This is a genomic window from Massilia rhizosphaerae (genome assembly GCF_016093545.1).
Lineage (GTDB): Bacteria > Pseudomonadota > Gammaproteobacteria > Burkholderiales > Burkholderiaceae_D > Telluria > Telluria rhizosphaerae.
In genome coordinates, this window is sequence record NZ_JADKYX010000001.1 from 208,645 (window position 1) to 221,151 (window position 12,507).

Annotated in this window: 7 protein-coding genes; all 7 read right to left on the reverse strand. The window is 66.7% G+C overall.

The annotated features are described in order from the left end of the window. Positions 1-4: 4 nt before the first annotated feature. The 7 genes from ISF28_RS00965 to ISF28_RS00995 all read right to left on the reverse strand — a co-directional run bounded on the left by ISF28_RS00965 (position 5) and on the right by ISF28_RS00995 (position 12,505). On the reverse strand, positions 5-2,515 hold the full coding sequence (locus ISF28_RS00965; RefSeq protein ID WP_198115274.1) for a TonB-dependent receptor plug domain-containing protein: 2,511 nt from the start codon (positions 2,513-2,515) through the stop codon (positions 5-7). A gap of 299 nt (positions 2,516-2,814) precedes the next feature. Continuing rightward, complete coding sequence (locus tag ISF28_RS00970) at positions 2,815-3,186, reverse strand: hypothetical protein (RefSeq protein ID WP_198115275.1); 372 nt, start codon at positions 3,184-3,186, stop codon at positions 2,815-2,817. Positions 3,187-3,241: 55 nt separating this feature from the next. Next, complete coding sequence (locus tag ISF28_RS00975; RefSeq protein WP_198115276.1) at positions 3,242-5,086, reverse strand: eCIS core domain-containing protein; 1,845 nt, start codon at positions 5,084-5,086, stop codon at positions 3,242-3,244. A gap of 78 nt (positions 5,087-5,164) precedes the next feature. Then, complete coding sequence (gene serB, locus ISF28_RS00980) at positions 5,165-6,013, reverse strand: phosphoserine phosphatase SerB (RefSeq protein ID WP_198115277.1); 849 nt, start codon at positions 6,011-6,013, stop codon at positions 5,165-5,167. 20 nt (positions 6,014-6,033) lie between these two features. After that, positions 6,034-9,489, reverse strand: a complete 3,456-nt coding sequence (mfd, locus tag ISF28_RS00985; protein WP_198115278.1) for a transcription-repair coupling factor — start codon at positions 9,487-9,489, stop codon at positions 6,034-6,036. 126 nt (positions 9,490-9,615) lie between these two features. Then, the gene (locus ISF28_RS00990; protein WP_198115279.1) at positions 9,616-9,897 is read right to left on the reverse strand and encodes a hypothetical protein; all 282 of its coding nucleotides are present in this window, start codon (positions 9,895-9,897) and stop codon (positions 9,616-9,618) included. 184 nt (positions 9,898-10,081) lie between these two features. Beyond that, a complete protein-coding gene (locus ISF28_RS00995; protein ID WP_198115280.1) occupies positions 10,082-12,505 on the reverse strand; it encodes a penicillin-binding protein 1A in 2,424 nt (807 codons plus the stop codon). Positions 12,506-12,507 lie beyond the last annotated feature (2 nt).

A 12,507-nucleotide genomic window follows, 5' to 3' on the forward strand; every position in this document is an offset into this window, starting at 1 on the left:
CGCGTTACAGCGCGACGTCCAGCCGGGCCGACCACGACCGGCCGTTGATGCCGAACGGGCAGGTCTCCCAGCAGTACGTGAAGCCCAGCTGCGGGAACGGCGCAGCCTTGACCGGGTCCCACTTGGTCGGGAACGTGTTGAAGATGTTGTTCGAACCGACGGTCAGGCTGGTCGACTTGGAGAAGTTGTAGCGCACGGTGGCGTCCACGATCCACTTGCCGTCCCAGGTTTGCACGAACGGGGCGGTGAAGCCCTGGCCCTGGACGGCGCCGTACCAGTTGGCGCGCACGTTGCCGTTCCACTGGTCGTGCGTGTAGTCGGCCGACAGCACGTGGTGCTGGCGCGGCTGGCCGTGTTCGATCAGCGTCACCTGCGAGTCGTCGAACAGCTGGGTGCCCGTCAGCACCGGCGAATCCGAGTGGCGGCCCGTGACTTCCGTGCGGTTGAAGTCCAGCTGCGCGGACAGCACGAGGGTCGAACCCGGCCAGCGGGTCGTGTGGTCGGCGACGATGTCCAGGCCTTTCGTCTGCGTGTCGATCGCGTTCGTGAAGAACTGCGCCTGGCCCACCTTGAGCGGATCGAGGACCGCCTTGATCGGGCACGCTGCGGCCGTCGGGCACGGACCCGATTCCGGCGCGATGTTCGACGAGAACACGATGCGGTTGTCGATGTCGATGCGCCACAGGTCGGCCGTCACCGAGAAGTTCGAGGCCGGCCGCAGCACGATGCCCACGCTGCCGTTCTTCGACGTCTCCTGCTTCAGGTTCGGGATGCCGAAGGCCTTGGTGACGGCGCTGCCTTCGCGCGCCGTCAGGGTCTCGGTCAACACGCCGGCCGCGTTCAGGTTGGTCGACACGGAACTGTAGAACTTCTGCTGCACGCTGGGCGCGCGGAAGCCCGTCGACAGCGTGCCGCGGAAGCCCACCTGGCGGGTCGGGTCGTAGCGCAGCGACAGCTTGCCCGTCGTCGTGCTGCCGAAGTCCGAGTATTTTTCCCAGCGCGCGGCCGCGCCGATCAGCAGCTTCGGCGTGATGTTGTGTTCGACGTCGGCGTACAGCGCGATGTTGTGGCGGGCGTCGTCGACGGCCGTCGCGGGCGTGTAGCCGGGGAAGCCCTGCGTGCCCGACGCGGCGGCGCCGCCCGTCTGGTCCTGGATGACGATGGCCGGATTGTTCGTGCGGCCGTACTGGTACGAGACCGGATCGCCGGCGTCGATCGCATAGCCGTCGCGGCGCCATTCGAAGCCGGTGGCGAAGTTGATCTTGCGGCCGAACAGGTCCAGGGGGCCGTTCAAGTCGGCGTTGAACGTGGTCTGCTTGAATTTCAGCTTGCCGGTGTCGGCTTCCAGCGGCGACTCGGCGTAGATGCCGCCGCCCGGTTTCGGCTCGTACCAGTAGCTGACGTTGATCGTCTGCTTTTCGTGGAAATCGAGCTCGCTCTTGCCGTGGTTGATGGAGAAGTCGGCCTTCCAGTCGTTCCAGAGGTCGCGGCGGTAGCCGACGGCCAGCGACGCGTCCTTGACGGTGGTGCGGATGTTCGGCAGGAAGCCGTTCGGGTACACGTCCGGCACGTTGCGGCCGTCGCCGGCGGAGCGGAAGAAGCCGGACGAATCGCCGGTGCGGTGCGACACGCCGCCGAACACGTAGACCTCGCCGTCCTGGGCCACCGGGATGGCCGAGTTCCACCAGAAGTACTGGTCCTTCGCGAGGCTGTCGCCGATGCGCTGGGTGACGCGCGGCGGATTCACGCGCAGCGTATCGACGCCGGCGCGGTTCGTTTCGCCGCGGTAGCGCGCTTCCGCCGTCAGGTTGACGTAGCCGCCGTCGCCGACCGTCCAGCCCTTGTTGACGCTGCCCTGGCGCAGTTCGCCGCCGCCTTCCGTCGTGCCGCCGACGGTGCCGGACAGCTGCGTTTCCTTGGTCTGGTTTTTCAGCACGATGTTGATCACGCCGGCGATGGCGTCCGAGCCGTACTGCGCGGCGGCGCCGTCGCGCAGCACCTCGATGCGCTGGATCGCCGACATCGGGATCGCGTTGATGTCGGTGCCGGCCGAGCCGCGGCCGATGGTCTGCTGGACGTTGACGAGCGCCTGCTGGTGGCGGCGCTTGCCGTTCACGAGCACGAGCAGCTGGTCCGGGCCGAGCGAGCGCAGGGTGGCGGGACGGATGATGTCGGTGCCGTCGCTGATGAACGTGGTGGAGAAGTTGAACGACGGGTCGAGCGTCTGCAGCAGCTTGCCCAGTTCGACGGGGCCGGCCATCGCCATGTCCTTGCCGCTGATCAGGCCGACCGGCGCGGCCGAGTCCAGCGCCGTGCGCGCCGTCGAGCGCGAGCCGAGCACGACGACGGACTCGATGCCGGCATCCGGCACGGGTTTGCTCGGCGCGTTGGCGGCTTGCGGGGCTGCGGGAGGATCGGCGGGCGTGTCCTGGGACCAGGCGGGGGCAAAGGCAAGGAGGAGCGAAGAAGCGAGCAAGGTGCGGGTGAAAACGGGTACGGCACGGAGTTGGGTCATCCTGGATCTCTCGTCGATGGTTGTTGTTGTGCGAACGCCCGGCGCACCGGTGTGGTGCGGCCGGGCGTGGTCCAGTGTAACGATCGCCCGGCCGTATTCACAATCGTGACCTGTCTATACTGTTGTGAAATTGATGCATACGTAGCAATCTTGCTTGTTGAAATAGACGGAATGCGTCTATTCTGGCCACGATGGGAGAGCTATCAGCCTCGGAAACCGCGCGAACGAGTATGAGAATTCCAGATATGCATATACGTGGAATGTAACAATCGCACCCGGCGAACGGGCGCGCCGCCCGGTCAGGCGTAGACGTCGATCGTGTTGACGATGCCTTGCGCGACGGCGTCGGCGACGGCCACGCTCGTGAGTGCCGGATTGGCCTTGAGGATGGTGCCCCAGTCGGGCGCGGGGGACGAGGTGGCGGACGGCACCGTCGCCTGGCCGGATGACGGGCCGGTGCTCGCCGTGTTGGCCTGGTTCACCAGGTTCAGCAGGCCGGTCGCGTCATAAGGCTGGAACGTGGACTGGCTGCTGCCCAGCGTCGCTACGATGCTGGCTTGCTGGGACAGCGTGGACAGGGTGACGCTCGTCGTCGCGGTGGGCGTCGTCGTGGGCGTGCTCGTCGCGTAGGTCGGCGAGGAGGCCGTCGACGTGAGAGAGGAAATGTTCATGATGATTTCCCGTTAGTTGCCGTACGTTAATTGTACACCCGGTTTCGGCCGGATGTCATCGCTGCGCGTAACCGGCCAGGCCCTGTCCGGCTTCCCGCCGCTGTCGATGGAAGATGTTCCCGTAAAATTCTGGAAACACCGTCGGCGAATCGAGGACGATCTCGCGCAACGCCTCGCGTGTCTCCGGCGGGAGGTTGCCCCATTCGGTGTGCATGTCCCGTGGCGGCAGCGCGTCGATTTCTTGCGCTTTCGCGAACAGGGTGCCGCGTTCCTTGACGTCATCGCCGAACATTTCCCACACGGCCGCTTGCAGGTTCAGCAGCGGCTTCCATCCGTCCGACGTCAACGCCTCGAGCATGTTCGGCTTGATCGGAATCCCGCGTATCAACCTTACCGTATCGTCCTTCGGATGCTTGGGGTCGATCGCCATCTGGGCCAGGTGCTCCGCGGTGAGCGCGAAACGAAGAAGAATCGATTCGCGCATCAGGAGGTCGCGCGGCACCATCGTGCCTTTGGCGAGTTCGCTCTGGCCGTGCTCGACCCGCTGATTCGCATACATCTTGATGTTGATGCGCGACGTCGTGACCGCAACGACGCCTTTCGAGTGCGCCTTGGATCCTTCGTACATCTCGACGTCGTTCAATACCGTGCAGGTCTCGCAGGCACCGCCTTTCCCGCCGCCCTTGGCCGGATCCAGGCCGAGGTACAGGATGCCGGGCTTCCGGTGTCCCTTTTCCGGATCGAACATCAGGTTTTTCAGCGTCGTCAGGTGATACACCATCCTGCCCAGGTTGACGTCTCTTTGCATGGCGAGGTTGGGTTCGCCGGGCTTCCTGCCGCCATGCTTGCTCAAGGCCGCGCCGGTGTCGTTTTCGAACTCGTCCTGCGTACGCCTGTCGTAATGGGCGGTCTTGACCTCCATCCTCGGATACTTATCCTCCGGCTTCGGCTTGGCCAGCGCATGGGCGACGGGCCGGAATATGTGGAGGTCGAAGTCCTTGCCGACGAGGTCGGCCGGCGTCGTCTCATGGTCCGTCCCGGGTTGGACCGAGTTGTCGCCCGTCGCTACCCTGAACATGCCGGTGTCCAGCCATGCGTTGAAGGATCGCACTTCGCCCTGGAGGGGAATCAGGTGCCGGTTTTCCTCGTTCGGCGACTCCACGATGAAGTACATCGTATCGTTCGCCTTGTTGGCGTACCAGCGCACGCCCGCGAGCAGCCGGTCCCATTGATAATGCTCCTTGGACAGCGACGTCTCGCGCCATTTTCTCTGGATCGGCTGATGGCGCTGGACGGCCGGCGCGCGCGCCGGCGCCGCCTGGCTCGCGTCGGAGGCGCGCAGCGCGCGCGCTCCCATTGCATCCGCCTCGGTTTCGAGGGCGGCGTCGTCGTTGATCGGTGTCCCCGACCTGGCTTGCAGGGTGGGCGCGACCCGCCCTTGCGCCTGTTGGACCACGTGCCAGGTCTCGTGCGGAAGATGGCGCTCCTGCCCCGGCGCCAGGTGGATGTCGCTGCCCTGCGCATAGGCGAGGGCGTTCAACTGGGCCGGCTTGTGCGAGTTGTAATGCACCCTGACGTGGTCGAGGCTCATGCCGCCGAGCCGTTCGGCGCCCGCCTTCAAGGCGTCCGGCAGGCCAGTCCGGTTGGCGGACCGCACCGCGGTGTCGACGGACTCGCCTTGCGTCCGCTGCGCGACCACGCGCGGACTATGCGCGACGAGGTCGGCGAGCCGGCGCTGGGCCGCCGCACGCGGGCTGTGCGACGCGACGTCGGCGAGCTGGCGCTGGACGGCCCCGCGCGCGCCGTGCGCCGCAGGATCGGGCGCCCGGGCGGCATGCGCCTTTGCAGGGGCTCCGTCCCGTTTGTCTTGTGCCGCCGGAAGGCGAGTAACCGTACGCATAAGGGCTCCTCATGGTTGACGACCGATTGTAGAGCAGTCCGCGGCGGCGTACCAGCATTCGGGCAAGCGCCGGTGGATTCAGACGAGGATGGTCAGCAAGGCGTCCAGGCCGCTGAAGTTCAGCGCGACGTCGGCCTGCGCGCGCACGACGGGCTTGGCGCGGAATGCGACGGACAGGCCGGACACGCCCATCATCCTGAGGTCGTTGGCGCCGTCGCCCATGACGATCGCCTGCTTCGTGGCGACGCCCAGTTCGGCGCATACGCGTTCGACGGTGCGCTTCTTTTCGTCGGCGTCGACGATGCCGCCGACGACCTTGCCGGTCAGGACGCCGCCGGCCGCTTCCAGCACGTTCGCGTGCGTGTAGTCGAGGCCCAGGCGCGTCTTGAGGCGTTCGGTGAAGAACGTGAAGCCGCCCGACACCAGCAGGGTCTTGAGACCGGCGGCCTGCACGCCCTGCAGCATCGCTTCGCCGCCCAGCGAGATGCGCAGGCGTTCCTCGTACACGCGCTGCAGCGCGCTCGTGGGCAGGCCTTCCAGCAGCGCGACGCGGCGCGCGAGGCTTTCCGAGAAATCCAGCTCGCCGCGCATCGCCGCTTCCGTGATTGCCGACACCTGGGGCTTGAGGCCCTGCATGTCCGCGATCTCGTCGATGCATTCGATGGTGATCAAGGTGGAATCCATGTCCATCGCGACCAGCTTGAAGTCGGCCAGGGACAAGTCCGCGTCGACGAAGCAGGCGTCGATGCCGGCGGCGTGGGCGGCCGCGTCGACGGCCGCCTTCAGTTCCGGCGTGAAGTCGAATCCGTCGCAGCGCAGCGCGCGGGCGTGGAGTTCGGTGGTGGACGCGGGACGGGCGAGTTGGGCAACGCGCGCGAGCGCTGCCTGATCGGCGTCGGGACCCTGGAGTACGAGCTTCTTGGACATGATGTGTTCTACGTTCTGCGTTAAGCGAGGAGTTGTTTGATGGTCTGCTTGACCTGGTTCACGCGCGCGGCCAGGTCCGGCATATTGGCCGTGATGCGCAGCTTGTCCTGGCCGGCCAGCTTGACCTGGCGGTTCTTCTGGATGAGCGTGATGATCCTGATCGGGTCGATCGGCGGCTTTTCCATGAACTGCAGGCTGGCCGCATCCGCGTGCGCGTCGATCTTGACGATGCCGACGGCCTTCGCCGCGATGCGCAGGCGGTGCGTCTCGATCAGCGCCTTCACGGCGTCCGGCAGCTTGCCGAAGCGGTCGATCAGTTCTTCCTGCATGTCGTCGATGCGGCCTTGCTCTTCGCAGTTCGCGAGGCGCTTGTAGATCGACAGGCGTTCGTGCACGTCGCCGCAGAAGTCCGCCGGCAGCAGGGCGGGCACGTGCAGGTTGATCTCCGTCGTCGACGACAGCGGCGCGCTCATGTCCGGCTCGCGGCCCGCCTTCAGGGCCTTCACCGCTTCGTTCAGCATGTCGGAATACAGCTGGAAGCCGATTTCCAGCATCTCGCCCGACTGGTTCTCGCCCAGCACCTCGCCGGCGCCGCGGATTTCCAGGTCGTGCATGGCGAGATAGAAGCCGCTGCCCAGTTCTTCCATCGCCTGGATGGCGTCGAGCCGGCGCTGCGCCTGTTTCGACAGGCCGAGGACGTCGTTCACCAGCAGGTAGGCATAGGCCTGGTGGTGCGAGCGGCCGACGCGGCCGCGCAGCTGGTGCAGCTGGGCGAGGCCGAACTTGTCGGCGCGGTGCATGATGATCGTGTTCGCGGTCGGCACGTCGATGCCGGTTTCGATGATCGTCGTGCACAGCAGGATGTTGTAGCGCTGGGCGACGAAATCGCGCATCACCTTTTCCAGGTCGCGCTCGTGCATCTGTCCGTGCGCGACGGCGATGCGCGCTTCCGGCAGCAGCTCGCGCAGCATGGCGAGGCGGTTCTCGATGGTCTCGACTTCGTTGTGCAGGAAGTAGATCTGGCCGCCCCGTTTCAGCTCGCGCAGGCAGGCTTCGCGGATGATGGAGCCGTCCTCGCTGCGCACGAACGTCTTGATTGCGAGGCGCTTCTGCGGCGCCGTCGCGATGACGGAAAAGTCGCGCAGGCCTTCCAGCGCCATGCCCAGGGTGCGCGGGATCGGCGTGGCGGTCAACGTCAGCACGTCGACTTCCGCGCGCAGGGCCTTCAGCGCTTCCTTCTGGCGCACGCCGAAGCGGTGCTCCTCGTCGATGATGACGAGCCCCAGGCGGGTGAACTTCACGTCCGGCGACAGCAGCTTATGGGTGCCGATCACGATGTCGACGGTGCCGTCGGCCATGCCCTTGATCGCGTTGTTGATCTCCTTGCCGGTGCGAAAGCGCGACAACTCCGCGATGCGCACGGGCCAGTCGGCGAAGCGGTCGGAGAACGTCTGCGCGTGCTGCTCCGCGAGCAGGGTCGTGGGCGCGAGGATCGCGACCTGCTTGCCGCCCATGACGGCGATGAACGCGGCGCGCAGCGCGACTTCCGTCTTGCCGAAGCCGACGTCGCCGCACACGAGGCGGTCCATCGGCCGGCCCGACGTCATGTCCTGGAGGACGGCCGCGATGGCGGCGCGCTGGTCCGGCGTTTCGTCGAAGCCGAAGCTCTGTGCGAAGTTCTCGTAGTCGGTGGCGGAGTATTCGAACGCGTGGCCCTGGCGCGCGGCGCGGCGCGCGTACAGGTTCAGGAGTTCGGCCGCCGTGTCGCGCACCTGTTCCGCGGCCTTTCTCTTGGCCTTGTCCCACTGGCCGGAGCCGAGCGTATGCAGCGGTGCGTCTTCCGGCGAGGCGCCGGAATAGCGCGAGATCACGTGCAGCTGCGATACCGGCACGTACAGCTTGGACTCTTTCGCGTATTCCAGGTGCAGGAATTCCGTCTCGCCTTCGCCCAGGTCCATGCTCACCAGGCCCAGGTAGCGGCCGATGCCGTGGTTGATGTGCACGACGGGGTCGCCGATCTTCAGCTCGGACAGGTCGCGCACCATCGATTCGACCTGCGAACCCGCTTCCTGTTTCTTCTTGCCCGCGCGCCGGCCGGTGCCCGCGTACAGCTCCGTCTCCGTGATGAACACGAGGTGGCCGGCGCCGGCCTCCATCAGTTCGAAGCCGGCCTGCAGCGGCGCGACGCCCAGCACGACCTTCGCATCCGTGGCGCGCAGGCCGTCGAAACCCTCGACCGATGCGAGGTCCAGCTTGTATTCGTTGAAGTACTGCTGCAAGGTCTCGCGGCGGCCGGCCGATTCCGCGCAGATCATCACGCGCTTGCCGTCGCCGCCCGTGCGCATCAGGTAGGCACGCAGGTTCGCGAGCGGATCGTCGAGGCGGCGGTTGACGGCGATGTCGGGAATCGCCGCGGAGAGTTCGGAAGCGCCCGCGGACGCATCGCGCGCGATGGCCCAGCGGCCGTGCGGCTTGGCCCGCACGAAGAAATCCTCGGCGCCGAGGAAGATCTCCTTCGGTTCCAGGATCGGGCGGTCGCGGTCGGTCTTGAGGAATTTGTAGCGCGATTCCGTGTCGAGCCAGAAGCGCTGGATGGCCGCCTCGATGTCGCCGACGAGGGCGAGGCTCGACGCGTCCGGCAGGTAGTCGAACAGGGTCGCCGTCTGGTCGAAGAACAGCGGCAGATAGTATTCGATGCCGGCCGACGCGATGCCGTTGCCGATGTCGCGGTAGATCGGCTGGCGCGACGGATCGCCTTCGAAGCGCTCGCGCCAGCGGCCGCGGAACGCGGTGCGCGATGGTTCGTCCATCGGGAATTCGCGGCCCGGCAGCAGGCGCACTTCCTTGACCGGGTAGAGCGAGCGCTGGGTGTCGGCGTCGAACGTGCGGATCGTCTCGATTTCGTCGCCGAACAGGTCGAGGCGGTACGGCAGCGCGGACCCCATCGGGAACAGGTCGATCAGGCCGCCCCGCACCGAATACTCGCCCGGCGACATCACCTGCGTGACGTGGGTGTAGCCGGCGAGCGTCAGCTGCGCCTTGAGCTTCGCTTCGTCCAGGTGTTCGCCCTGGCGGAAGAAGAAGGTGTAGGCGGCGAGGAATGACGGCGGCGCCAGGCGCACGAGGGCCGTCGTCGCGGGCACGACGAGCACGTCGCACTGGCCGTTGCGCACTTCGTGCAAGGTGGCGAGGCGTTCGGAGACGAGGTCCTGGTGCGGCGAAAACGCGTCGTACGGGAGCGTCTCCCAGTCCGGCAGCAGGTGGCACGACAGCTTGCCTTCGGCGAACCAGGGAATCTCGTCGAGCAGGCGCTGGCCGTCGCTGGCGTTCGCGACGATCACGGTCAGCATCTGGCGCTTGGCTTTCAGCGCGAGGGCGGCGACGGCGAGCGCATAGGCATCGGCCGAGCCGTGCAGCTGGGGCAGGGCGAAACGGGTTCCGGGTTTGGGAAGGTGTTGGGTGAGATCGAAAGGCATTGACGCGTGGCTGTACGGGTTCGTCAGGACGAGCGTCCATTATAGACGAACAACGTCCCGGCGTACGCCGGTGCGCCGATGGGGAAGCCGTCCGGCCAGGGGCAGGACCGGACGGCGCCGGCGCGATCAGTGGCCGGTGGGGCTTTGGCCGGTGGTGCTTTGGCCGGTCGTGTTTTGGGTGTTGGTGCCCTGGCCGGTGGCGTCGGAGTTGGCGGCGCCGACGGCGGAGGTGCCGGTCGGGGTCGTGCTCGACGTGCTCGAGGTGCCCATCGTGCCGGATTCCGACGTGCCGGTGGCGCTCGAGCCCATGCTGCTGCTCCCATCGCTGCCGGTCGTGGCGGTCGAGCTGCATGCGGCCAGGCTCACGGCCATCAGGCCGCCGATCAGAAGGGCTTGGTAGGTTTTCATCGTTCACTCCTGTTGTAAAAGTGTCGACATCATGGGGGCACACATGCGCGTACGAAATAGGATCAGTTCGTAAAGACGTGTAGGACTGGGCGCACGATCTCTTCGTTTTGTGGCAATGCGGTTGACGCTCTGCCAACGAAAAACGGGCCGCACGCGGCGGCCCGTCCGGCTGGTCGTCGACAGGTCAGAACAGCGTGTTCGCCGGCTGCTGTTGCTTCGGCTGCGGCTTCGGCTGCACCTGCGTCTGCGGCTGCTGTCCCGGCGGCGTCACACCCGGCGGCACCGTCCCGTCGACCGGCTGCACGGCATTCGGATCCGGTGCCTGGTCGAGGTCGATGCTCCTCAGCGCCGGTGTCTCGGCGAACTCGGCGTAGACCCAGTCGTCGTTGTCGCGCACCACGCCGTCCGGTGCCAGGCGCTCTTCCTGCGGCGGCTTGTCGGCAAGCGCCACGCGCATGTAGTCGATCCAGATCGGCAACCCGACGGTGGCGCCGAATTCGCGCCCGCCCAGCGAGCGTGGGTCGTCGTAGCCCATCCACGCGACGGCCACGACGTTGCCGCCGTAACCCGAGAACCAGCCGTCCATCGCGTCGCTCGTCGTGCCGGTCTTGCCGGCGATGTCCGTGCGGCCGAGGGCCTTGGTCGCTTCGGCGCCGGTGCCGTAGCGAGTGACGTCGCGCAGCATGCTGTCGGTGATGAACGCGTTGCGCGGATCGAGCACGCGCTGGTCGTCGGTGTGTTCGGCGGCGGGCTTGGTCTGCTGGATGATCTTGCCGTCGGCGTCCTCGATGCGGGCGATCAGGTAAGGCTGCACGCGGTAGCCGCCGTTGGCGAAGACGGCGTAGGCGCCGGCCATCTGCAGCGGCGTCACGGCGCCCGTGCCCAGCGCCAGCGTGTAGTTCTGCGGCTGGCGCGCGAGGTCGAAGCCGAACTTGCCGATGAATTCGTGCGCATACGGCACCGTGATCGCGCGCAGCAGGCGCACGGACGGCACGTTCTTCGATTCGGCCAGGGCGCGGCGCAGCGTGATCGGCCCGTCGTACTTGCCGTCGTCGTTCTGCGGCGACCACGTCTTGCCCGCGTCCTCGCCCGGCATGTCGAGCGGCGCGTCGAGGATGAGCGTGCCCGGCGAATACCCCTTGTCGATCGCGGCCGAGTAGATGAACGGCTTCATGCCGGAGCCGGGCTGGCGCCATGCCTGCGTCACGTGGTTGAACTTCTGGAAGTTGTAGTCGAAGCCGCCGACCATGGCGTGGTACGCGCCCGTGTCGGCGTCGATGGCGACGAACGCGGCGGCGACCTGCGGCACCTGCGTCACGCTCCAGTTGCCCTTCGCATCCTTGGCCACGCGGATGATCGCGCCCGGCGTCAGGCGCATCTTCTCCTTGGCGTTGGCCGACAGGCCGGCCTGGGCGAATTTCAGGCCCGCGCCGGTCAGGTCGACGACGTCGCCGTCGACCGTTTCGACCCGCACCGTCTTCGCGGTCGCGGCCAGCACGACGGCCGGGATCAGGCCATCGCTGACGGGGCGCTTGCCGAGCGTGTCGTTGATCGCGTCCTCGCGTTCGGCCGGGTCGGACGGCAGGTCCATGTGGTCTTCCGGACCGCGCCAGCCGTGGCGCTGGTCGTAGGTCAGCACGTTGCGGCGCACGGAGGCATACGCGGCGTCCTGCTCGGGTTTCAGGATCGTCGTGTAGACCCTGATGCCCTTCGTGTAGGCGTCTTCCTTGAACTGGTTGTACACGGCCAGGCGCGCCAGTTCCGCGACGTATTCCGCGTGCGTGCCGTACTCCTGCACGCCGCGCTGGTTGACGCGCAGCGGCTCGGCGAGCGCCTTCTGGTATTGCTCTTCCGTGATGTAGTTCAGCGCGCGCATGCGGGCCAGCACCGCGTGCTGGCGCACGCGCGCCTGCTTGGGATTCGCGACCGGATTGTGGCGCGCCGGGTTTTGCGGCAGGCCCGCCAGCATGGCCATTTCGGCGACGGACAGCTGGTCCAGCGTCTTGTTGAAATAGATGCGCGCGGCACTCGAGAAGCCGTAGGCGCGCTGGCCCAGGTAGATCTGGTTCATGTACAGCTCGAGGATTTCGTCCTTCGACAAGGCCGCCTCGATCTTGTACGCGAGCGCGATTTCGTTGATCTTGCGCGACAGGCGTTTTTCGCGCGACAGGAAGAAGTTGCGCGCCACCTGCATCGTGATCGTCGACGCGCCGCCCCTGCCGAAGCCGCCGCGCAGGTTCGACCCGACGGCGCCCAGCGCCCGTTTCCAGTCGATGGCGCCGTGCTCGTAGAAGCGGGCGTCCTCGATGGCGAGCAGCGACTTCTTCATCAGGTCGGGGATTTTCTTGATCGGGACGAAATCGCGGTGCTCTTCGCCGAACTCGCCGATGAGGACGTTGTCTGCCGTGTAGACGCGCAGGGGAATCTTGGGCCGGTAGTCGGTCACGGCATCCAGCGCCGGCACGTTGGGCAGGACGCGGAACACGATGTAACCGGCGACGCCGGCGATGAACAGGACGACGGCGGCGGCCAGGATGGCCAGTGCCGGGATCAGGAAGCCGCGCTGGCGGCGGGCGCGCGGCGTTGCCGGCTTGGGGGTAGTTGCCAAAA